This window comes from Massilibacillus massiliensis, from assembly GCF_900086705.1.
GTDB lineage: Bacteria > Bacillota > Negativicutes > FLKF01 > FLKF01 > Massilibacillus > Massilibacillus massiliensis.
The window spans coordinates 1,706,002-1,730,443 of record NZ_LT575483.1; the positions used below are offsets into that span (position 1 = coordinate 1,706,002).

Consider the following 24,442-nt stretch of genomic DNA (forward strand, 5'->3'; position numbering starts at 1 on the left):
CCATCATATGAGTTATTTAAACATATACTACAATAAATTTTCATTATTTTTTATTATACTATAGGAGAAAAATTTTTTAAATTTTATATTTTAAATATCTTCATTTTTTATTTCTGTTTATATTTATTTTATTTTAAATAATATTTCTCCTTTAATATAAATTATTGTTGACATGAATCCATTGGAAGTTTTATACTTTATATAGATTGAGTGTATTTATATTCAGAGAGGAGAATTAAAGATGGATGCTATTTTATTATCCAGATGGCAATTTGCAATCACAACAATTTATCACTTTTTATTTATTCCCTTGACTTTGGGACTGTCATTATTTATAGCTATACTAGAAACCTTATATGTGAAAACAGGAAAAGAACAGTATAAACAGATGACAAAATTTTGGGGCAAGCTTTTTTTAGTCAACTTTGCAATGGGTGTCGTTACAGGCATTGTCCAAGAATTTCACTTTGGTATGAACTGGTCGGAATATTCTAGATTCATGGGTGATATTTTTGGCGCCCCTCTTGCTTTAGAAGCTTTAACTGCATTTTTTATCGAATCTACTTTTTTAGGACTATGGATTTTCGGCTGGGATCGGCTTTCTAAAAAAATTCATTTGGCTTGTATCTGGCTTGTTGCTTTTGCCAGCAACCTTTCTGCCTTTTGGATTCTAGTTGCAAATTCATTTATGCAACATCCCGTTGGCTATACAATCCGTAATGGACGCGCAGAAATGCTTGATTTTACTGCACTTCTCACCAATCCATACGTAGCTGGCCAATTTTCTCATACTGTTTTATCCGGCATCGTAACTGCTGGTTTTTTCGTAGTTTCGATCAGTGCCTATCATTTACTCCGGAAAACGCACGTGGAATCATTTACGAGTACAATGAAAATCGGTTTAGTATGGACAATTATCGGCTTATTCGCTGTCATGGGCAGCGGTCATCTTCAAGCCCAATCACTCATCCATACACAACCAATGAAATTAGCTTCTATTGAGGCTTTGTGGAAAACTGAAAATCCCGCTCCGTTTACACTTTATACACAAATTGATCAAGAAAAACAAAAAAATTCTTCACAGATCGCGGTTCCCGGCATGCTCTCTTTTATGGTTTACAACCAATTCGATGGAGAAATTAAAGGATTAACCGATCTACAAAAAACAAATGAACAACAATTTGGCCCTGGTGATTACATCCCTGATGTACCCGGTTTATTCTGGAGCTTCCGTATCATGGTTCTCGCCGGAGTAATCATGATTGGGATTGCAATCATCAATGCTTTCTACATTTTTACAAATAAATCTAGTGGGTATGCACTCGCATTAAAAGCATTGTTATTTGCACTGCCATTGCCATACATAGCAAACTCTACCGGCTGGTATGTTACGGAAGGCGGCAGACAGCCTTGGATCGTCGTAGGTCTGCAAAAAGTAAGTACCGCTATATCACCAAATATTACAACAACGGAAGTGTGGATTTCATTAATTGGCTTTACTCTGATTTATACAATCCTTGCTTACGTTGCGATTTATGTATCCGTTAAATTCATCAAAAAAGGTCCTGAGACCCCATTACAATCGATGAAAGGTGGTCGGGCATAATGGATTTAAATATACTTTGGTTTATTCTAATTACCGTTCTTTTCATCGGTTTTTTCTTCTTAGAAGGATTCGACTACGGTGTAGGTGTACTCCTACCATTCTTAGGTAAAAACGATACCGAGCGTCGCATCATCATCAATACGATTGGGCCGGTTTGGGATGGCAATGAAGTCTGGATGATTACAGCCGGCGGTGCATTATTCGCAGCATTTCCTCACGTTTATGCCACAATGTTCAGCAGTTTTTATATCGCTTTATTTCTCATGCTGCTCGCATTGATCGCACGCGGCGTTACCTTTGAATTCCGCAGCAAAGATGAAAACCCGATATGGCGCAGTACTTGGGATTGGACCCTTTGCATCAGCAGCGGAATCCCGGCACTTCTTTGGGGTGTTGCGGTAACCAACTTGATACAAGGAATTGCAATCAACGAGAAGATGATTTATATTGGAACTTTCTTTGATTTATTAACACCGTATACAATTGTTGGCGGATTGGCTTTCTTATTTGTTTTTATTTTTCACGGTGCAATGTTCCTTGCTTTGAAAATTGAAAGCACGAGTATGATTGAAAGAGTCCGCGGTCTCGCACTTAAAAATGGGTTGATTGCAGCTGTCGTTTTTGTCATCTGTATGATTTTAACCTATACAAATACAACTTTATTTTCCAGTGTCCTTGCTGCAAGCAGCTTAATCTTAGCAGCGATTACATTTGTAGCCGGCTACATTTTTGCCTGGTTGAAAAAATATGGATTTGGCTTTATAATGAGTTCATTAGCAATTGTTTTAACTACGATTGCATTCTTCGCTGGATTATTCCCTCGCTTAATGGTTTCCAGTTTAAATCCAAATTGGAGTTTAACAATTTATAACGCTGCTTCTTCTACTTATACATTGCAAATTATGACCGTTGCAGCATTATGTTTGGTTCCTGTAGTCCTGATCTATCAAGGGTGGACTTACTGGGTATTCCGCAAGAGGGTTACGGCTAAAGACTTGGAGTATTAATTGCATGCTGGATAAACGCTTACTCACTGAAGCAAAAGTATATCGACATCGTTTTTTTAAAATTATTGGCTTAAGTATCATCAATGCAATTTGCATCGTGCTAACAGCTTATGAACTGACCAAAATTATTCATGGTGTTTTTTTAGAAAAACTTCTTCTATCAGAAGTAGTATCGCCTCTCGCGATACTACTTTTCGTTATGTCTGTAAAATCAATTGTTTTATGGCTCACAGAAAATACTGCCCATACAATTGCCCAACAAATAAAACATGATTTACGTACACGCTTACTGCACCATTTGCTTGCCCTTGGTCCCATCACCTTAGCCAGAGAACAAGTCGGCGAACTCATAAACCTGCTGACAGAAGGTATCGACCATTTAGATGACTATTTTACTAAATTTTTACCGCAAATCATCAGCACTGCAATTTTACCGCTTCTAATTCTTATGATCATTTTGCCAATTGACTATAAAACTGCTCTGATTCTCCTCTTTACCGCTCCACTCATTCCAATTTTCATGATCCTCATCGGTAAACGCGCCGACAAAGAAAATAAAAAACAATGGCAGACATTATCAAACATCAGTGCTTATTTTCTTGATGTGATTGAAGGATTAACTACACTTAAAATATTAAATCAAAGCATTGCTCAAATAAAAAAAATTGAGACTTTGAGCAATGAATTTCGTGATATTACTTTAAAAGTGCTTCGTATTGCCTTTTTGTCTGCACTTATTTTAGAATTGGTTGCAACTTTGAGTGTAGCTTTAGTCGCAGTTACAGTTGGCTTACGTCTACTAAATGATAACATCACGTTCTCCACTGCTTTCTTTCTTTTATTAATTGCCCCAGAATTTTATCTTCCATTGCGTCAACTCGGTACAGCATTTCATGCATCTATGGCTGGAACCACTGCCGCAGATCACATCTATCAAGTCCTAAAAAATCCTGTGCACAAATCTACTGCAAAAGATCAGAAGGTCTCGTTTCATAAAACATCCAAGCTTGGCATTGCATTTGAAAATGTTTCCTTCTCTTATCTAGCCAATCAACCTGTTCTAAATGAGATAAATTTTGCGATTGCTCCAGGAGAGCATGTTGCGATTGTTGGTGCCAGCGGTGCTGGTAAAACGACATTATTTCACCTGCTGTTAAATTTTATTCAGCCACAAAGCGGAAAAATTTTAATCAATCACACTGATTTATCCAGTATCGAACAAACTGCGTGGTTAAAAAATATCGCTTACGTTCCACAAGCACCACATATCTTTGCACAAACAGTCGCTGAAAATATTGCAATGGCAAATACCGATGCAACGTTTCAGGAGATTGAAGCAGCAGCAAAAGCTGCAATGGCACATGATTTCATTCAGCAGTTACCTCTAGGATATCAAACAATGCTTGGTGAGGGTGGTCATCAATTAAGTGGTGGTCAAATGCGACGTATCGCAATTGCAAGAGCTTTTCTGCAAAATGCACCACTTATACTTTTAGACGAAGCAACATCTGGCTTAGATGTCAATACAGAAGCCGATGTTACAACTGCACTCCATAAACTTACAAAAGAAAAAACTGTACTCATCATTGCTCATCGTTTACGTTCTGTTGAAACAGCAGATAAAATTATTGTTATGCAACATGGACAGGTACTTGAAATTGGCAGCCATGATGAGCTCCTCCAGCAACGCGGCGCATACTTTACTCTATTAATGGCATATCGAGGTGAACTATGACTATTTTCTTTAAACTCATAAAACTTGTTCGCCCTGTTCTACCAACGATGCTGCTTGCTTTACTCCTCGCCTGGTGCAGTGTTGCCAGTTCAATTTCTTTGATGGCTGCTGCCGCTTATCTTATCGCCAGCGCGGCCTTGCATCCATTTATTTATGAACTCTCTTTAGCGATTGTCGGCGTACGTTTTTTCGGTATTTCCCGCGCAATATTTCGCTATACAGAACGATATGTGTCTCACGATGCAACTTTTCAGATTCTGACCAAACTTCGTGTCTGGTGTTATCAAAAAATAGAACCACTTGCTCCAGCAAAGCTGAATGAATGGCAAAGTGGCGAAATTTTTAGTCTGCTGATTCATCATATCGACACACTCAAAGACTTTTATTTAAGGGTACTTGCACCACCAATTATTGCATTCACAATTCTTGCAGCTCTCGGCGGCATACTCTGCTTTTATATTCCAACCTTAGCGCTCTTATTATCGATTGCTTTTCTTACCATCGGCATTGCAGTGCCGATGATCATTTACTATTTTAACAAGAGACATTCTGCCATATTGTTAAAAGCGCAAATGCAATTTAAATCAAACTGCATTGATCTATTAATCGGCATTACAGAACTCATCGCATTTAATTACAAAACAATTGCAATGCGAAAAATTGCAAACAACTTAGAAGTAGTTGATCAACAGCAAAATAAAGTATTCCGCATAAATTCATGTGCTGACGCCAGTGCAAATTTCATCGCAAATTTTACGATTTGGTGTATGCTCATCCTGCTCATTCCAATGGTTCATACAGAACAAATCAGTGGTGTAACACTTGCAGTTTTGACTTTAGCACTGCAAAGCAGCTTTGAAGCGGTACTTGTTCTCCCTGCCGTCTGGCATTACTACGCAGAAAGCATGGCAGCTGCTAAACAGATTTTTCATATAATTGAGAGTGATACACCTGTGCGATCAGTAAAAGCTGAAAAAGATGTTACTTTAGATACTAACTTTACACTGGATGTAAAAGAATTAAATTTTTCTTATCCGAATCAAAATCAAGTCCTGCACAATTTGTCCTTCTCATTAAAAAAAGGCGATAAAATCGCCATTGTTGGTACGAGTGGAGCAGGAAAAAGCACATTGATCAATGTGCTTTTACGTTTTTGGGAATATCAAAGTGGCAGCGTCAAACTAGGAGATATAGAATATAAGGCAAATCAGCCTGAAAATATCCGGCAGCATTTTAATGTAGTTGCACAGCATACACATATTTTCCATACTACGCTAGAAGAAAATCTTCGTCTTGCCAATCCTCATGCTACACCAGACGACATTTCGCGCGTCATTGAGCAAGCAGAACTAAGCGAGTTTGTAAACAGCCTGCCTGATGGATTACAAACAAATGTCGGACAAAACGGCAAACTTCTTTCCGGCGGTCAGAGACAAAGGCTCGCCATTGCCAGAGCCCTACTAAGACCCGCACCAATACTTCTTCTAGACGAACCAACTACCGGCTTAGACGCTATTACCGAAAGAAACATACTGCACACAATTGAACACACCTTAAAGGCGCACACAATTCTGCTCATCACACATCGCTTAGTCGGTCTGGAAAACATGCAGCAAATCTTCGTCATGGAGAATGGAAAATTCGTTGAACAAGGCACATTTCAAGAACTAATGCAGAAACAAGCAATTTTTTATCAAATGTACAATCATAAAATTGATTTTTAAAAAATATAGGGGTGTTGCACTAAGCAAATTAGTGTGGCACCTCTTTTTCGTTCTTTTGGGCAATGCCAAAAGGACACTTACGCATTGATGGATCAACTAAAGGGGGATAAATACGATTTAATACGACAGCCCCTTTGTATTTATTCTTTGATTTTTAGACCGCACTCTTCCATTAATTTTTTTGCCTCAACATATTGTGCGATCCCCAAGGCTACTTTTTTTGCATCTTTCATTGCTCGTACAACGGTTGCCGGTCCATGGACAACGTCGCCACCAGAAAATACACCATGTCTTGTCGTCATACCGTAAGGACGTTCTTTTGTTCTCACAAAGCCACCTTCATTTACCTCAATCCCATGTGTTGTAGCAATAATGCGTGCAGCTGGCTTTTGACCAATTGCAATAATCACCCGATCTGCCGGAATTGTTTCAAATTCACCTGTTCCAACCACTTTATCCCCTTGTTTTTCACGAATTTCACATTGGACTCCAGTTACTTTTGTATCGCCAACAAACTTTATCGGACTTTTTAATCCTGTGAAAATAACACCTTCTCTTTTTGCAACTTCAACCTCAGAAGGTAATGCAGCTATTTTATTTTCCGTCTCACGAAAGACGACAGTTACTTGTGCAGCATTCTCACGTTGTGCCGTTCTCGCAGCATCCATCGCTACATTTCCGGCGCCAATGATTACAACACGATCTCCGCCGCGAACCGGAATTTCTTCGCGATCAACACTGCCTTGATTTACTAAGGCAACCATTTGCAATAAATAGGTGGCTTCCACTACACCAGGTAAATTTTTTCCTTCAATATTTAAATTTTTTGCAACTGAATTTCCTGTTCCAACAAAAACCGCATCAAAACCTTGCAGGAAAATATCATCTAATGTTAAATCCTGCCCTACCATAACATTGGTTCTAAATTGCACACCAAGACGTTCAATTTTTTGGATCTCACGGCGAACTACTGATTTCGACAAACGAAACGCCGGAATTCCATACATCAAAACGCCCCCGGGCTCTGATTGCGCATCAAAAACGGCTACTTTAAATCCCATTTTCGCTAAGTCTCCAGCGACAGTGAGTCCAGCCGGACCTGACCCAATCACCGCAACGCGCCCTTTTTCTTCCCACAATTTTGGCAGCGGCGTAATCTCCAAATCTCCGTCCATATCTGCGATAAACCGTTCCAGTTTACCGATTTGTATTGCTCGCCCATCTGCATTTAAAACACAAGACCCTTCGCATTGTCGCTCTCTCGGACATACTCGTCCGCAAACAGCCGGAAGATTACTGCGTCTTGCGATAACCGCACTAGCCTGACCAAGATTCCCATTTGCAAGTTCTCTGATAAACGCCGGAATTTCGTTTTCAATTGGACATCCCCTTCGACAGGTTGGCTTGACACAATTCAAACAACGTTTTGCTTCAGCAACGGCTTCTTTTAATGTAAAACCTTTTGCTTTATAAATTTCCATAGTTTTATCATCCATATTTCATGCCCCTATTCCTTAAAAGTCAGTCTACATTTTTACAAAGTCATAAATAATAACAATGAAATTATAAATTACAGACATCATTATAGCATTGTTTTCTTTAAATAACTAGATGAAAACGTATAAAAATGCAAGTTATTTTGTGAACTTATTCATTTTGGGAAAAATTTAACATACTTTTTAATTGAAATAATAATTATAATATTTAAACAATTTAATAATATACAAGAATCCAAGTATTTTTATCCGCTCTTTTAAATCAATGATATCAACTATGCATTGATCTTGTATTAAAAAACAATCGCCTTTTATCTTCATTTCAGCTATAGATTCTTATACGATTTATTTTTGAATAATTATTCATACACCTCATATTCATTTATTATCATGCACAATTATAAAATCAAATGAAACTTTATATCGACTGCAGGCAAACATTGACTAGAATCGACTCAAATCAATGCTCTGTTTTCGCAACAGCTTTTGAGCAAAAATTTAAAACTAAAATGACTTGCGTTATTTACTTTTGCTAAAATGCTGTGATTGTATTATGATATAATTTATTGAGTACACTATTTGCACAGGAGTGATTTTATATGAATACAGCACAATTTGATGAACTTGTTCATCTTGTTATGGAAAGCAAACTAAAACCACCGCATTTTTTATTTCATGGCGGTTATGATGATTGGCATACACGTGCCAGATTAGCACACTTTCTTGCTATGCCCGACTTCAACAAAACCGATGAGGCCGTTGAACTTTTCAAAACAATTGTTGAGGCCGAAGTAGATGAAGAAAATTCTGAAGATGTTGAAGAAAAAGTCTTTGCTTTGCAACGTCTTAGTACGTGTTTACGCACACAAAAAGATCAGTTGGAGAACGCTCTGAATTACATAAATTTAGCCATAGAATTGGCTGAAAGCACAGATTTTTTATATAAATACGTTTTACGCGGGGAACTGTGGGCAGACCGTTGGGTTACACTCCATATGCAAAAGAAAACTGATGTTGCAATTGATGAAGTAAATGAAAAAATCGAAGTTTATGAATCCATTCCAATTCATCATAACAGCTATCTTTATTTCGCCTATCGTTTCAAAGCACAAATCGCCGGTGCAAACGGCACGACCTTAATTGCAAAAGATTTCATGCACAAAGCACTTTCTTTTATGGAAATAGAAGAGTCCTTTAAGGAAGGTTTAGAAGTCGCATTCTCTGCAACACATGACAATGCCTCTTGGATTTTAAGCGATATTGATAAAGCAACGCCATCGATTGATCAATGCAATTGGGATATTTGAAAAAGACTTACAAATTGGGACAGATAGGTCGCGGGTCGGCGATAAGCATTCATCTTCGTACTAGTTTATCAGTGGAACCGGTTTAGCTATTTTGCGGTAATGACAAAAGAAAAGCATATAATTTAGGGGATACACTAAGACTTTTGTAAACAAAACCTTAGTGTATCCCCTTTATAATTTCATTCTCAAAATATTTCTAAACTAACCGGACAGTGGTCACTCCCCAACATATCATCATGGATACTAGCTTGCCGGATGCGATCTTTGATTTGATCGGAAACGAGGAAATAATCAATTCTCCACCCTGCATTATTCGCGCGTGCTTGCCGCATATAAGACCACCAACTATAGATGCCAGTTTTATCGGGATATAAATAACGAAAACTATCTGTAAAGCCAGCATTCAATAAAATCGTCATTTTTTCTCGTTCCTCATCCGTAAATCCCGCATTACGACGGTTGCTTTGTGGATTTTTCAGATCAATTTCCTGATGTGCAACATTTAAATCTCCACAAACAATCACCGGTTTTTTCTCGTCTAAAGCCTTCAAATATGAACGAAAATCATCTTCCCACTGCATTCTATAAGCGAGACGCTCCAGTTCTCGCTTGGAATTCGGTGTATACACTGTAACTAAATAGAATGTGTCAAATTCCAGTGTAATTACACGACCTTCTTGATCATGTTCTTCTATACCTAAACCATATTGAACATTGATCGGCGTATGTTTCGTAAATACAGCTGTACCTGAATACCCTTTTTTAACGGCACTATTCCAATATTGCTGATAGCCGTCAAGATGAACTTCTGCCTGTCCTTGCTGCATTTTGGTTTCTTGTAAACAAAAAATATCCGCATTGAGCGTTTGAAAAACTTCCATAAAGTTTTTTCCCAAACAAGCTCTAAGTCCATTTACATTCCAAGATATCATTTTCACCATGCACACTTCCCTTCATTTTCGACCTGACTTATATTATTTTAACCACGCGTTTATTTTAGAAAATACTTTTGTTGCATTATCATAAAACACGGCCTGCTGATGTTCCTCTGGAATCAGTCGTTTTATCAACTCTACATAATTTTGCATATTCACCAATGGCCAATCTGAACCATACATAATTTTGTCGTACCGCGATAAATACGTAAGCCATGTTTTTATTTGCTCTAAATAACCGTGATAATTTTCATAAAACCAATCTACAGAAAATTTACCCTCAGCCAGACCTGATAAATCAATATAAACATTCGGATTTTTTTTCGCCACTTCCGTAGCATCCACAATCCATGGATTTCCATAATGCGCCATAACAAAACGAACACGCGGGAAGTTTACCGCAACCTCATCAACAGTCAAAGGATGAGAGTATTTTAACAATCCAGCAGCATTTGCAGTATCTCCCGTATGAATAACGACAGGAATATCATACTGTTCCGCCAAGGTATAAAAAGGATGATATACAGGATCATTCACATGAAAATGCTGATATCCGGCATATACTTTTAAACCGACAACATCTGTATCTTTCACTCTCGCTTCAAATGCTTGAAGACTTTCTTGCGCATTTTCTTTTGTAATCGCAGCTGTATCAATCCCCAGACACTGTACTAAAAATTTCGGATGTGATACTTTGCCGAAATTTATCGTAAGTGGATAACTGATCTGTTGATTATTGTCTTTGCCATCAACCCCCATACCAATTCCCAAAACAATATTTTGTTCATGAAAAACATGTTGTAAATGTTCTAATGTATCTAAATGACCTGCATTTAACGCCGTATTTTTAAAATGCGGTGTTGCAGAAAAATGTAAATGTGCATCAATAATTTTCATCATGTTGCCTTCTTTCAGTTTGCTCTTTACTGTTTTTATTATAACATATGGATGAAAAATGTAGCATGTATTTGCAGTGCATGCTACGAATGTTTAGTTTCTATAGTCTACATAAATTTTATATTTACATAATATTTTTATAAGGAAGAAAGTGTACTTAGTAAGATTTTATTTATATAGCCTTAGTGTATCCATAATACGAAGATGTACTTTTGGCATCGCCTCAAAAGTACCAAAAAGATGAGTACATTGACTAGGTTAAACTTTTGGTTATCTTACGTATCTTTTTCTGACTTGCTTCGTTGTCGTCATCTTACATATATCCGATATGCGCGACGCCTCCGCCTAGCAAGACAAAAAAATCTCCGCAATCTAACCTTAAATTTCAACCTAGTCAATGTACTAGCCTCAAGCCTCCAAAACCCTTGAAAAAAGAGCAACTTACTAAAATCCTGAACTCGCTACGCTCAGACAAACGGATTTCTTTACGTAAGTTGCTCTTTTTTCATCCTTCGGAACGTGTTTTTCCGGAAAAGGCCGGGAACGAAAACAAAAACTGCCGCATTAAAATGCGACAGTCAGACTGTAGACAAAGTAACGTATATTCACAAAAGTGAATATACGTTACTAAAATCCGTTCCACTTATAATTAGTACGAAGATAGGTCGCCGGTTGGCGAGAAGTGTTCAGCTGCTAGGCGCAGCCAGAAGTTGCGAAGGAGTCGTACTCATGTACGTCGACGAGCAGCATCTGGCGGCAACGACGCAGATGGGCGCTTATCGCCAACCCGCTACCTATCTGTCCCCTAGATTACTTAATTTGATTCGCAATCGCCGCAAATTCCTGCAAACTTAGGGTTTCACCACGTCTAGTCCCATCAATATCTGCTTTGTCGATTGCCATTTTTATTGTTTCGACTGGAATTCCCATCGTTTTTAATGCATTGTTCAGCGTTTTACGACGTTGGGAAAACGCTGCTTTGACTACACGAAAAAACATTTTTTCACTTTCAACCTCTACCGCTGGCTGCGTACGCACATCACAGCAGATCACAACGGAATCCACCGCAGGGGAAGGAATAAATGATTTTGGCGGAACGTCTGCTACAATTTTGGGTTCCGTGTAATATTGCACAGCCACCGACAACGCACCATAATCTTTTTTACCCGGTTTAGCGACCATGCGATCGGCCACTTCTTTTTGCACCATTGTAACGAGTTTTGTCACTGGCAAACGCTGTTCTAAAAGTGCCATAATGATCGGCGTTGTAATATAATACGGTAAATTCGCAACAACCTTAAATTGTGCACTCTGCACAATCTCAGGAATATTGACTTTCAAAATATCTCCATGCACGATGCGAACATTTTCATAGCCTTCTAAAGTCTTTGCCAATACTTCTGGGAGCCTGTTATCAATCTCAACAGCAACTACATTTGCCTTAGCTTCGGCTAATGCTTGCGTCAATGTCCCAATTCCCGGACCGATCTCAAGTACCGTCTCCCCTTCTTGAATATCTGCAGCATCCACGATATCATGGACGATGCTCTCATCAATCAAAAAGTTTTGCCCTAATTTTTTGCTCATATGAATATCAAATGTTTTTAATATATGTTTTGTCACTTCGCGTTTTGCGATTGTAGGCTGGATCATTCAGTCGTAATCTCCTCTGCTATCTCGGCATCCAAAACAGTTACCGCACGAGTAAACTCTGCTTTGGTGACACCATAATGATTTAATCTTCTCAAAAAAGTTTTAGCATTTGCGTAACCAATCCCTAAAACTGCACCAACTTTTGCTCGCCTTTGTGTTGCATCGTCCATTCCGCTTAAACCTGCCGCGATTAAGTCGGCTGCTGTAAAAAGCTGTGTCGGTGTCCATTCTAAATACCGCACCTTTTCCAAGGCTGCCCGAATTGCATTTGGCGAAGCCTGCTCTATACCAATGTCGTTATTGGCTGTTGCTTCCTCTTTTGGTACAAAAGCATGTTTGGCATTCGGAAAACGTTTACTAAGAAATCTGCGGATTCTCTCTCCAGCACCATCCGGATCTGTCATGATAATAATACCACGCTTTTCATAGGCTTGCCGTATATCTTCAATCATATACGGTTTTAAGCTAAAGCCACCCGTTATGATACAATCCGCCTCTACAGCCTTACGGATTGCGACCACATCTTGTTTGCCCTCTACTACCAGAACCTCTTTTATCATTTTAAAACCTACTATCCCTTAAATTCATGTTTATATCTATAAGTAAGTACGATGTTCTCCATCTATGACGATACATATAAACAGATAAAAGCTATACCTGTCAAATTCCACTTCATTATTTTAACATGCAAAGACGCGTAACACAAACAAAGAGCTGCCGCAAAATTTCTTTTGGGCAGCCCCGTCTTTTATTCTAATATATAAACTTTCACGGAACGTCGTCCGAAACTTATCGCCTCGCTATAAGTTTCCATACATAAATCAATAATATTTCCATTGATCGCTCCACCAGTATCAGCTGCAACTGCCACACCATATCCAGGTATGTATAGCCGCGTTCCCAAAGGTATTACAGACGGATCGACTGCAACAACACCATGTCTGGCAGTCATTCCTGTAGCCGTAATTCCATTGCCGTTACCATCGGTAGGCAAATATGCTGTTGCTTCCATATAGATCGCACGTCTAAACCGCATCGCGCCACGAGAAGTATCTACCGTATCACGTGTACCAACTTTAATAATCTCAGAAGTTGCAGGTTTTATGACTTTTTCGCCGATAACTTCCTCTTTTACTTTGACTCCATCATCATAATGGACTTTGACAGTGACGGCTTTTACGCCATTTTCACCAGACTGCACAAGTTCTTCTGATCCTGTTTCCATTGTAGGATCAGGTTGACGCTCTGTTTTGTATTGTTCTTCTTCTTCACGTTCAATGGTTTCATCTGATACTTCAACCACTTTTATATTAACATTTGCTGTAATTTTCGTTTCCGGATTCGGTTCGACTCTAATTGCCTCACCTGTAATTTCTAACGCATTAAGTAATTCTCCAACAGTTGGTTTCCCTGTCATCATTTGATTGCTTGTACCCTTATAGGTAACAGTTACAGGAACAGCGCGATAAACGGTAATCATAGTTTTATCTTTTACTTTTTCTGTTGATAAACGATATTCATCCTGCGGCCCTAGTTGAATGCCCGCTTGTTCAATAATTTGTTTAGGGTCGCTTTTTAATGTAGTTACAGCCACGCTGTTTCCATCGGCGATCACTTCAATGTTTTTTTGTCCCCAAACAAAGCCTGATACCAATACCATAATCAGCACTAGTATTACGATCATGAGTGTTTTTTTGTTGGAAAATATTGCTTTTATACTCATTAAATTCCCCCTTCGAAAGAACTTTCGCATTATATCATGTAAACATTTTTTTGTCAAACATTACTTCAATTTTTAACCAAAAAATTTCTTCCTCTATTGTAAATATCTATGCAAAAGATGTTCATTTGATGTTGAAATTTATCCAACACGTTACATACTCATCATATGCAATATCTGGGAATAATATTCATAAAAATTCCTGACTAAAATTATCTGCATTTTTACAGCCGTTTTTTCATTAAATCATAGATAAAAATAAAAACTGCACCACCAAATATTAGGTCTTCATTATCTAATATTTGGGATACAGTTCATTCTATTTTACAAATTTATTTTTTTATTTTTATTGCAAACAAATCACATACATTTTGTGTAGTCACTTTGGCGAAAGTATCAAAATCTATATTGCGCAATTTAGCTACATGTTCTGCTACAAGCCGAACATAGGCAGGTTCATTTCGCTTACCGCGAAATGGTACAGGCGTGAGGTAAGGACTGTCTGTTTCGATCAGCAATCGTTCCAATGGAATGCTTGCCATAATTTCCGGTAATTTAGCTGCATTTTTAAATGTAACCGGGCCATCTACCCCCAAATACCATCCCATTTTAATCAATTCTTTCGCCATTTCCATACTACCTGCAAAACAATGTACAACGCCAACAAGCCCCTTGCCTTCGCGTTTTAAAATCTCCATCGTATCTCCGTGTGCATCACGGCTGTGAATACTCACAGGCATATGCATTTGACGCGCAACATCTAACTGGCGGATAAATACCTCTTTTTGCGTTTGTCGTGGTGATAAATCATAATAATAATCTAAGCCAATTTCGCCAATGCCCACGACCTTATTATGCTGCGTCCATTCCGCAAGCTGTTGATAATCTGATTGGAGCACTTTTTCAGCTTCATGCGGATGAACACCGACGACTGCATAAATCTCTTCATGTTCTTCCGCAAGTTTTATAGATCGCAGAGAAGATTCCATATCCGCGCCAACATTGATGAAATATCCAACACCATTTTCTTTCGCGCGTGCAATAACCGCTAAACGATCATCATCGAATTTTTCATCGTCTAAATGTGCATGAGAATCAAATAACATTTTTATTTCACCTTACTACCAACCGGCATATCTACTTCTACTACCTTTAATGCTTCATCCATGGAGGCAGCAAGTACCATTCCATGCGATACAACACCGCGAATTTTTGCCGGTTTTAAATTAATTATCATAACAACATGCTTACCAATCAAGTCTTGCGGTGCATAATGCTTCGCGATTCCTGAAATAATGGTTCTCTGTTCCGTTCCTAAATCCACAGTTAACATAAGAAGTTTATCTGCCTTTTGCACCTTTTCAGCTGCCAATACTTTTACAACACGTAAATCCATTTTTGCAAATTCATCTATTGTAATTTCCGTAGATTCCGAAGGTGCTGTGCGCTTTTCTTCAGCCTTTACTGTGCCTGATTTTTTATCTATTTTAGCTGCTTTTTCAGTTACAAGCTCTTTCTCTTCTTCAATTCTCGGGAAAATTTGTTCTGGTTGGTTGATTTTCGTTCCAACCGGTGTTTGCCCCCATTTTTTTATGTCTACCATTTGCACCGTTGTAAAATCTTTGTTCAAGCCTAACTGCGCCCAAATTTTTGGTGCAGTCGTTGGCATAAATGGTGAAATCAAAATGCTGATGATGCGCAAACTTTCAACTAAATTATACATCACTGTATTTAAACGTTCTTTTTTCAGCGGATCTTTTGCCAAAGCCCAAGGTGCTGTTTCGTCAATATATTTATTCGTGCGGCTGATAAAGGACCAAACTAGCTTGATTGTTGCACTGATATCCATGTTATCCATCATTTTTTCATAGTCTGCCACAGTTTTTTCTGCCAACTCAATCAAAGAAGCATCTATAGGATCGCCTTGTATTGGTGCTTCTAAAATTCCATCATTAAATTTCTGTGCCATATTCAAAGTGCGATGCAGCAAATTGCCTAAATCATTTGCAAGATCGGAATTAATTCTTTGGATCAATGCATCTCGTGAAAAATTCCCATCCATGCCAAGATTAATTTCCCGCAGCAAGAAATATCGAATTGTATCTGCACCAAATTCTTCAATTAACCCGACTGGATCAACAACATTTCCCTTTGATTTTGACATCTTGTCGCCTTCAACAATCAACCAGCCATGTCCATAGACCTTTTTCGGCAGTTCGAGCCCTAATGCCATTAAAATAATCGGCCAAATAATCGAGTGGAATCGAACAATTTCTTTCCCTACTAAATGAATATCTGCCGGCCAATATTTTGCAAATTTTTCATCATCAGATAGGTATCCGGCAGCTGTTATATAGTTGGTCAAAGCATCAAACCATACATAAATTACATGTTTATCGTCAATCGGCACAGGAATGCCCCAATCGAACGTTGTTCTTGAGATACAAAGATCTTCCAATCCGCTCTTAATAAAATTGATCATTTCATTACGACGTGATGTCGGTTGGATAAAATCAGGATTTTCTTCAATAAATGCAAGTAAACGGTCTTGATACTTTGACATCCGGAAAAAGTAACTTTCTTCTTGCACAGATTCAACTGGACGACCGCAGTCTGGACATTTTCCATCTACCAATTGACGTTCTAGCCAAAACGTTTCACAAGGCGTACAATATAGGCCTTCATAATTACTTTTGTAAATATCTCCCTGTTCATAAATTCTCTTAAAAATTGCTTGTACTACTTTATGATGTCTTTCTTCTGTAGTACGAATAAAGTCATCATTCGATATATTTAAAAGTTTCCATAAATTTTGAAATCCAGCAACGATTTTGTCTACATATTGAATTGGTGTGACACCCTGCTCAGCTGCTTTACGTTGAATTTTTTGCCCATGTTCATCGGAACCTGTCAAAAATAAAACATCATATCCTGCCAATCGTCTATAACGAGCAATCGAATCGGCAATTGTCGTGCAATATGCATGTCCAATGTGCAATTTGTCACTCGGATAATAAATTGGTGTTGTTATGTAGAATGATTTTTTTTTCATTAAATAAACCCCTTTCAAAATAGCTATGATAAGATAAATAAATTTTTATCCATATAAAAAGAAATAATTCCATCTTTTTCGCACATTTACTGTTTTTAAACAGTAAAAATTTCTGGATAGAAGCTCCATATCATTTTATATTATCACCAAAATTAACTCACATCAATATCTACCGCATCCCTAAAACTCTATTTCAACGGAATATTATGCACCCATTTTAACGCATATAGCTTTTATACTGCAAACATCTCCAATAATTTACAGTATATACCTTAATTTTTGAATTTAAACCCATAATTATTAAATTTTTATAAAAATTTGTTATGCTAGGATAAAAAAATCGTTCGACACTTTTCTACATTTTATGCTATAATATATTAGAAAATTTCATTTTTTTATGTAAAACGAACCAAGTCTGACTTTTTTGGAATAAATAGGGTTGACACCTATTGCAATATCTGGTATTATTTAGTTAGACGGATTTTGTCGAACATTGTTGAATGAAAATGAATAAGGGAGAGATTACTGTGAAATCAACTGGTATTGTACGCAAAGTAGATGAATTAGGTAGGGTAGTTATTCCAATTGAATTACGCCGCACACTTGCAATTGAAGAAAAAGATGCTTTAGAAATTTATGTAGACCAAGACCGCATCGTTCTTCGCAAATATGAACCATCTTGTGCTTGTGTTTTCTGTGGTAATGCTGATCATGTTACAAAATACAAAGGTAAAAATGTTTGTTCCGAATGTGCAACAGCACTGAATCAATCGTCTGATAATTAATCTATCTCTACATATGAGAGTACCATATACAAGGCAAACGCCTCGTTATGGTACTTTTTTTTCGCCTTCTAGTACTGCTTGATAAACCTCACGCTTTGCCAAATCAAGTTTTACTGCCGTCTCTTTCATTGCTGCTTTTTTATCCATTCCCGCTTCTATCAACTGCAAAACCATTTCATATGGCGATACTTGCTTAGCCAAGGTGTCTTGACCTTCCTGTGCACACGTTGCATTGCCTTCAATGATTAGACAAAATTCACCGCGTGGCTGATTTATATCAAAATGCTCTTTTAAACTCAATAAATTGCCTCGAACAAATTCTTCAAATTTTTTCGTAAGTTCACGTGCGGCAACTGCGCGGCGATCGCCCAAAACTTCCATCAATTCTTTTAGTGTTGCCTTCAAACGATGCGGTGATTCATAAAATAATAAAGTTGTTTGATTTTCTACCAAATTTTCTAAAACTTCACGACGTTTTTTTGCTGTCTTTGGTAAAAACCCAATAAAAGTGAACCGTGTCGTATCAAGCCCCGAACAAATCAGCCCTGACAATGCTGCATTTGCCCCCGGCAACGGTGTTACCGTAATTCCTGCTTCAATCGCAAGCTCAACTAGATGACTGCCTGGATCTGCAATTCCCGGCAGTCCGGCATCACTAACAACAACGATATCCTTTCCCGATAAAAGTTGTTCAATCAACTCCGGGCCTTTCTCCAATTTATTATGTTCATGATAACTGGTCAACGGTGTGTGTATCGTGAAATGGGTGAGTAATTTCCGTGTATGCCTGGTATCTTCTGCTGCTATCAGATCCGCCTCACCAAGAATTCTTACTGCTCTAAACGTCATATCTTCCAAATTCCCGATTGGGGTCGCACATAAATATAAAATTCCACATGTCTTTGACAATTCCATAAGATCACTCCTTTATTCTCAATAAAAATATCGTAAGGAAAGGCTGCGTACAAAATAAAATTTGCCGCAGCCCTTTTTATGCCTACTTTTGATAATATTTTAATACTTCGTCACTATACGTTCCATCCTGTTTATATATAATCAAAGATTGCGCAACATCAATACCAGGTTTTGCACCAACAACACCTTCGATTAATACCATTGTAGGTTTTTTATCCAAGGTTCCCTGCACCATACGCATCCGTTTAGGTTCAATATTCGCCTGGTGCATTGTTACGATGATTTCAGCAATTCGTTCAGGCAAGTGCACCATGGCAAAACGGCCTTTAAATTTAAGCAAATGCTTTGCAGCATGCACAACATCCTGTAAATTTGCCAAAATCTCATGCCGAGCAATCGCAATATCATCATGAAAACTGATTTTCCCCGCTTGAATTGATCTGTATGGCGGATTGCTGACAACCAAATCAAAGCCACCTGCCAATACTTCTGCTTTAATCTTTCGTAAATCCATTGCCCGCATGACAATCCGATTTTCTAACCCATTGTATAGAACGCTGCGCCTTGCCATATCCGTCATAATCGGATTTATTTCAAATCCTTCCACAGCTGCAGCACCACGTGCCGCCATCAATAACGCAATAACGCCTGTACCAGTTCCTAGATCTGCCACTTTATCTTTAGGTTTCAACATAGCAAAATGTGCCAATAATACAGCATCTAAAGAAAATTTAAATTGTTGATCGTGCTGAATAATCTTCATATCTTGGATCAACAAATCATCCAAATGCTCTCCAGGTTGCAGGTCCATCTTACATTTCGTCTTTTTCAACAACATCTTCCCATGTGAGAACAATCGTTTTGTTGTCATCTAATAATACGGTCGCAGTCTTTCGTTGATTGTTAATTGAAATAACTTTACCTTCGCCTTCAAGCGTAATAACTCTTGCCCCTTGTTTTGGTGCAGTAATCTTTTTATGCGGACAATTACAATAGCACTCATTTTCATATTTTAAACAACACATCAACCGACCACAAATCCCTGAAATTTTCGTTGGATTTAAGGATAGATTTTGTTCCTTCGCCATGCGAATTGAAACTGGTTCAAAATCGCCAAGAAACGTTGCACAACAAAGCGGACGTCCGCAGCAACCAATCCCGCCCATTAATTTTGCTTCATCACGTACACCAATTTGGCGAAGTTCAATTCTCGTTCTGAACACTGCCGCCAAATCTTTTACCAGTTCTCTAAAATCAATTCTTCCTTCTGCTGTAAAATAGAAAATGATTTTATTGACATCAAACGTATATTCAACGTCAATCAATTTCATAGGAAGTCCATGCGCTGCTATTTTTTTCTCGCAAATTTGAAATCCTTCTTGTTCTTTCGCACGATTTTCCTTTAGTTTCTCCATATCGGCTTTTGTCGCTTTACGCTGTACCGTCTTAAGCGGCGAAACAATTTGATCTTCTTCCACCTGTCTTGGCCCGATTACGACTTGTCCATATTCTACGCCGCGCGCAGTTTCTACAATGACATCATCAAACTCAGCGATTTTTAATGTGCCAGGATCAAAATAATATATTTTACCCGCTTTTTTAAAGCGTACTCCTACTACTGTATACAACATCTAGCCTCCTATAATGATAAATTTATTTCGCGATTTTTAACTTCATAGAAGCTCTCTTAAAACAATGATACATCTTTTCACCCATTTGGGAAACAAGCATATAGAGGCACTACACGCCGGATGATAAATCCCGCAATTTTATGAATAGCTGTTCTATCGCCAATCTTGCATTCACATTGGACTTTAACATCTGCCAAGTATGATCTACTTCATGCATTGCCAAAATCAATTTTCGTGTTGACCATCTTTCTCTTTCTACATTGAGTTGCTCAATTAGATCACGATTATAGACAAGAGAACCTTCTGTATCACTATGCAAAATTAGTATATCACGTAGTATTCTATTTAAATCAAGCAATATTCGACTTAAATTTGTTCGTTCTACTTCACTCAAGCTTCTACTTTCCTGCCAGAAAGTTTCCAGATCACAATGCATCATTTGATTCATGATATTGAAAGCACGATTCCGAATATCCAGTCCCTCTTGCTCTATTAAGTCAAGTGCCTTACCGAAACTACCGTCTGCAAGCTTAGCAATTAAATTTGCCGTTTTATCATCGCATTCTCTAAGCTGCAGAGCTTCTGCTAAAAGTTCACTGGCAATCGGCTGAAAAGTAACCAGCATACAACGCGATAAAATAGTATCCAGAATCTGATACCTGCTGGCAGCAATTAAAATGAAGATCGCATTTCCGGTTGGTTCTTCTAAGGTTTTGAGTAAGCTATTTGCCGATTGCACCGTCATACAATCCGCTTTATCGATGATAACTACTCGTTTATCAGCCAAATAAGGCGCCAAAGAAACATCGGTTTGCAATTTTCTAATTTGCTCTATTTTTATCGTTTGCCCTTCTGGTTTGACCACAAAAAAATCCGGATGATTTTTCGATGTAAATGCTTGACACGATTTACAACACCCACAAGGTTTTTGCTCATTTTCACAGCAAAGCGCCTTTGCAAATATTGTTGCTGCCAAGAATTTACCGACACCTTCCGGTCCAATAAATAAAAGGGCATGAGGCGATTTATCCAAAGCAGCTAGGTTTTGCAGACGAGCAATCGTCTGCTGATTTCCAACAAATTCTTCCCAGCGCATTACATATATAAATCGACAAGCAAACCGCGAATTGCATCTTGTTTTGCAACAATATTTAATTTCGTGGCTTGACCAAGTCTAATATCCTCTGCCATATCAGATAAAACCCGATCCACTTGTTTTACCGTTGTATATACCTTTTGTCTGCCTTGCCTATCCCAGCCTGTTTTTGTTTGCATTGTATACATACGTGAGACGGCCTCACCAATAAAAGATTTAATTAATTCCCGATAACTCTTAAGTTCCGAATAAGTCGGTGTTTCCGTCAATTTTGCCCCTTGTTCGTCAATTTCATTTAATAGATCATTTAAATGCTCTATCGAAATTTCATCTTGATTGCGTTTAAGTTCCGTAGAAAATGCATCTTCTTTTTTGTCAACAGTTGTACTTGCTTCATGCTCATTAATGATAAATGAACTACTCGTACCCATATTGTTAATCTTCATAGAAAACAGCCTTTCAGAAAATTTATTTTAAAAGTATCTATCCTACATATCCGTCATCGAAACAAAATGCATCTATGCTTCGAGTACTTTATATACTTAGTTTAAATTATAATTGTTTTCCTAAAAATAAGCAATAAAACAAAAGAGCTAGTCATCCATCAAATTTAAAGCAATTGGACAAATCGCATGAAATTTGTCGTCCCCTAAGACGAAGAAACCGCCTATATCAATTATATAAGGCGGTGACGGCATCGCTGATAGGCGGAAACCGCCTGACAAAAGCACTGTAAATTTTAAATTTTAAATTGCCAGATATCGTAATGTACTAACTTTCTAATCTGATTTAGATTTCATTCAACAGCATCTCTTTGATTTCTTTAATGCAAGCTGCCAAGTTATGATTTTTATAAAAATGCTGAATATGTGCCGCCTTTAAATTTTTCAAACTAAAGTCTTGATTATCTGCCAAAAATCGTCTGCACATTTCATCATAGTTTGGATGAATCTGCTTTCTTTCTCTTCTGAGTGCTCGCTCTAAACGGACGCCATCGGTCACATGAATATAAATCGGCACCACAAAATCACTGCCATAATATTGCTGTAATTTTTGATATGCCTCTAACGTCGTAATCATTAGATAGCTATTATCGGCTAAATTGATCTGCCCATCATCAATTGTACAATACGTCCAAACACCTTTTACTGTATGATAATCGCGGCATTCAATTACTTTATTTTGTCTTGTATAGCGTTCTATCGTATCCAGGTCAGTAAAATGATACTCCCGCCCTTGCTGCTCATTTTTACGAATTGGACGCGTTGTATAAAGAATGATCGGTTTAAGCTGCAAGCTCTCTTGATTTAGTAATTTCTTAAATATTGTATCTTTACCAGAGCTGCTTTTCCCCATAAGACAAAATATCTTTCCCATGTAATCTCTTCCTCCAACCTGTATACTTTACCAAATGATGCCTCACTTCACAACTTTAATTTTCCTTAAGTGAACATCTTCTGGCCCAACGACTTTCAAACCAGCCCGCTGCATTTGCAAACAATACGCAATGACTGCACGGCTAATTTTTTCACCCGGACAAATAATCGGAATACCGGGAGGATAAAACGTAATCATCTCTGCACAAACCATACCTTCAGCTTCTGCAAATAAAACAGTCTGTTTATCGGCAAACAATGCATCGCGCGGCGACAGCAGCGCAGCTGGAATCGCTGGATATACAGCCGATTCATGGCTCATTTGCTGACACTTCCTTTTATAATTGGCAGCTAAATCGGCAAGCGACCGTACAAGCCCCTCTACTTCATTGCGCTGATCTGCATATGAAATAATGAATAACACGTTGAAAATATCGGATAACTCTGCTTGTATTTTATACTGATGCCGTAAAATTTGTTCCGCTTCTGTACCGCTCAGTCCCAGCCCCTTAACAGTCACAGTTAATTTTGTAACATCCAATTGATAAAACCCTGCTGTCATTTTTTCTTCACCAAAACAATATAATCCATCGATCTTATTAATTTCTTTTCTTGCCCAGTTCGACAGCTCAATCGCTTTGGCCAGCAGTTGGGTTCCCTCTGTCGCCATTTGCATACGAGCAACATCCAAAGAAGCCATCAATAAATAGTTAGGACTTGTTGACTGCACTAAGCTCAGCATTGCCCTCAGACGATTTAGATCAACACGGTCCCCTTTTACATGCAATACTGAACTCTGTGTCATCGCACCAATGATCTTATGCGTACTTTGCGCCACGAGATCTGCACCAGCATCCAAAGCCTGCATTGGCAGGGTAGGATAGAATTTAAAATGCGGGCCATGCGCTTCGTCCACGAGCAAAAGCATCGAATTCTCATGAACGATCTGTGCAACCTTCTGCAAATCTGCAGCCACACCATAATACGTCGGATACACCATGAGGACGGCTTTTGCTTGTGGGTATTTTGCAATCGTCTTCGCAACCTCTTCTGGCGTCACTGCCATTGCAATTCCCAACTCTTGATCAATCTCCGGCTGCATAAAAATCGGTATAGCACCACTTAACATAATCCCGCCGAGCACGGATCGATGCGCATTGCGCGGTACGATGATCTGATCACCTGGATTTACCGCTGCAAGAATCATCGCATGAATCGCTCCTGTGGTTCCATTGATGACAAAATAGCTTTCATCGGCTCCATACAAAGCTGCCATCAATTCTTGGGCTGCTTTTAAACATGTCTGCGGTTCATGCAAATCATCTAATTCAGCCATTAAAGAAACTTCCATTGCTAAGCCTGTGTCTGTAACGACATCTCGAAAAACTTTGTGCATACCCCTGCCCTGTTTATGTCCAGGCGTATGAAATGGAATTGCGCCGTCCTCAATATAAGTACGCATCGCTGTTAATAACGGTGTTTCTACCTGTTTATATTCTCTCAAACT

At 38.3% G+C, this 24,442-nt stretch carries 21 protein-coding genes; 6 read left to right on the forward strand and 15 right to left on the reverse strand.

The window, feature by feature from the left end; all coding sequences use genetic code 11:
• Positions 1-241 precede the first annotated feature (241 nt).
• The 4 genes from BN6559_RS08270 to cydC are packed head-to-tail and all read left to right on the forward strand — an operon-like array spanning position 242 to position 6,072.
• Positions 242-1,606 carry a cytochrome ubiquinol oxidase subunit I gene (locus tag BN6559_RS08270; RefSeq protein WP_110954276.1) on the forward strand — a complete coding sequence of 455 codons (1,365 nt, stop codon included), beginning with the start codon at positions 242-244 and terminating at the stop codon, positions 1,604-1,606.
• Complete coding sequence (gene cydB / locus BN6559_RS08275) at positions 1,606-2,613, forward strand: cytochrome d ubiquinol oxidase subunit II (RefSeq protein WP_110954277.1); 1,008 nt, start codon at positions 1,606-1,608, stop codon at positions 2,611-2,613. The genes BN6559_RS08270 and cydB overlap by 1 nt, the downstream gene beginning before the upstream one ends.
• A 4-nt stretch (positions 2,614-2,617) precedes the next feature.
• Positions 2,618-4,348, forward strand: coding sequence for a thiol reductant ABC exporter subunit CydD (gene cydD / locus BN6559_RS08280; RefSeq protein WP_110954278.1), 1,731 nt, complete (start codon positions 2,618-2,620; stop codon positions 4,346-4,348).
• Complete coding sequence (cydC, locus tag BN6559_RS08285) at positions 4,345-6,072, forward strand: thiol reductant ABC exporter subunit CydC (protein ID WP_110954279.1); 1,728 nt, start codon at positions 4,345-4,347, stop codon at positions 6,070-6,072. The genes cydD and cydC overlap by 4 nt, the downstream gene beginning before the upstream one ends.
• A gap of 140 nt (positions 6,073-6,212) precedes the next feature.
• Here the strand turns inward: cydC and BN6559_RS08290 are convergent, their stop codons facing one another.
• Positions 6,213-7,568 carry an NAD(P)-dependent oxidoreductase gene (locus BN6559_RS08290; RefSeq protein ID WP_110954280.1) on the reverse strand — a complete coding sequence of 452 codons (1,356 nt, stop codon included), beginning with the start codon at positions 7,566-7,568 and terminating at the stop codon, positions 6,213-6,215.
• Positions 7,569-8,167: 599 nt separating this feature from the next.
• Between BN6559_RS08290 and BN6559_RS08295 the strand changes: the two genes are divergently transcribed.
• Complete coding sequence (locus BN6559_RS08295) at positions 8,168-8,875, forward strand: hypothetical protein (RefSeq protein WP_110954281.1); 708 nt, start codon at positions 8,168-8,170, stop codon at positions 8,873-8,875.
• A gap of 185 nt (positions 8,876-9,060) precedes the next feature.
• Here BN6559_RS08295 and BN6559_RS08300 read toward each other — a convergent pair whose 3' ends face one another.
• From BN6559_RS08300 to metG, 7 genes are all read right to left on the reverse strand, one after another.
• Entirely contained in the window at positions 9,061-9,813 is a 753-nt protein-coding gene (locus tag BN6559_RS08300; protein ID WP_110956333.1) for an exodeoxyribonuclease III, read from the reverse strand.
• Between the two features lie 36 nt (positions 9,814-9,849).
• Complete coding sequence (locus BN6559_RS08305) at positions 9,850-10,710, reverse strand: amidohydrolase family protein (RefSeq protein ID WP_199883856.1); 861 nt, start codon at positions 10,708-10,710, stop codon at positions 9,850-9,852.
• Between the two features lie 807 nt (positions 10,711-11,517).
• A complete protein-coding gene (gene rsmA, locus BN6559_RS08310) occupies positions 11,518-12,360 on the reverse strand; it encodes a 16S rRNA (adenine(1518)-N(6)/adenine(1519)-N(6))-dimethyltransferase RsmA (RefSeq protein WP_110954283.1) in 843 nt (280 codons plus the stop codon).
• Positions 12,357-12,920 carry a ribonuclease M5 gene (gene rnmV / locus BN6559_RS08315; RefSeq protein WP_110954284.1) on the reverse strand — a complete coding sequence of 188 codons (564 nt, stop codon included), beginning with the start codon at positions 12,918-12,920 and terminating at the stop codon, positions 12,357-12,359. Before rnmV ends, rsmA begins: the two co-directional genes overlap by 4 nt.
• A 188-nt stretch (positions 12,921-13,108) precedes the next feature.
• Positions 13,109-14,083: a 3D domain-containing protein gene (locus tag BN6559_RS08320; RefSeq protein ID WP_110954285.1), complete on the reverse strand. Its 975-nt coding sequence runs from the start codon at positions 14,081-14,083 to the stop codon at positions 13,109-13,111.
• A gap of 329 nt (positions 14,084-14,412) precedes the next feature.
• Positions 14,413-15,186: a TatD family hydrolase gene (locus tag BN6559_RS08325; RefSeq protein WP_110954286.1), complete on the reverse strand. Its 774-nt coding sequence runs from the start codon at positions 15,184-15,186 to the stop codon at positions 14,413-14,415.
• Positions 15,187-15,188: 2 nt separating this feature from the next.
• Positions 15,189-17,132 (reverse strand): methionine--tRNA ligase, encoded by a 1,944-nt coding sequence (metG, locus tag BN6559_RS08330; protein ID WP_110954287.1) that lies wholly within the window; start codon positions 17,130-17,132, stop codon positions 15,189-15,191.
• A 527-nt stretch (positions 17,133-17,659) separates the two neighbouring features.
• On the opposite strand from metG, the gene BN6559_RS19720 reads away from it, so the two are divergent.
• Entirely contained in the window at positions 17,660-17,917 is a 258-nt protein-coding gene (locus BN6559_RS19720; RefSeq protein ID WP_110954288.1) for an AbrB/MazE/SpoVT family DNA-binding domain-containing protein, read from the forward strand.
• 45 nt (positions 17,918-17,962) lie between these two features.
• Here the strand turns inward: BN6559_RS19720 and rsmI are convergent, their stop codons facing one another.
• The 7 genes from rsmI to BN6559_RS08370 all read right to left on the reverse strand — a co-directional run bounded on the left by rsmI (position 17,963) and on the right by BN6559_RS08370 (position 24,439).
• Complete coding sequence (gene rsmI / locus BN6559_RS08340; RefSeq protein WP_110954289.1) at positions 17,963-18,832, reverse strand: 16S rRNA (cytidine(1402)-2'-O)-methyltransferase; 870 nt, start codon at positions 18,830-18,832, stop codon at positions 17,963-17,965.
• A gap of 82 nt (positions 18,833-18,914) precedes the next feature.
• The gene (locus BN6559_RS08345) at positions 18,915-19,664 is read right to left on the reverse strand and encodes a tRNA1(Val) (adenine(37)-N6)-methyltransferase (protein ID WP_199883857.1); all 750 of its coding nucleotides are present in this window, start codon (positions 19,662-19,664) and stop codon (positions 18,915-18,917) included.
• A complete protein-coding gene (locus BN6559_RS08350) occupies positions 19,645-20,460 on the reverse strand; it encodes a PSP1 domain-containing protein (protein WP_110956335.1) in 816 nt (271 codons plus the stop codon). Before BN6559_RS08350 ends, BN6559_RS08345 begins: the two co-directional genes overlap by 20 nt.
• Positions 20,461-20,572: 112 nt before the next feature.
• Positions 20,573-21,559, reverse strand: coding sequence for a DNA polymerase III subunit delta' (gene holB, locus BN6559_RS08355; RefSeq protein ID WP_110954290.1), 987 nt, complete (start codon positions 21,557-21,559; stop codon positions 20,573-20,575).
• Positions 21,559-22,005: a YaaR family protein gene (locus BN6559_RS08360; RefSeq protein WP_110954291.1), complete on the reverse strand. Its 447-nt coding sequence runs from the start codon at positions 22,003-22,005 to the stop codon at positions 21,559-21,561. The genes holB and BN6559_RS08360 overlap by 1 nt, the downstream gene beginning before the upstream one ends.
• Positions 22,006-22,348: 343 nt before the next feature.
• Positions 22,349-22,936 (reverse strand): nucleoside/nucleotide kinase family protein, encoded by a 588-nt coding sequence (locus tag BN6559_RS08365; RefSeq protein ID WP_110954292.1) that lies wholly within the window; start codon positions 22,934-22,936, stop codon positions 22,349-22,351.
• A 42-nt stretch (positions 22,937-22,978) separates the two neighbouring features.
• Positions 22,979-24,439 (reverse strand): aminotransferase class I/II-fold pyridoxal phosphate-dependent enzyme, encoded by a 1,461-nt coding sequence (locus BN6559_RS08370; RefSeq protein WP_110954293.1) that lies wholly within the window; start codon positions 24,437-24,439, stop codon positions 22,979-22,981.
• Between the last annotated feature and the right edge of the window lie 3 nt (positions 24,440-24,442).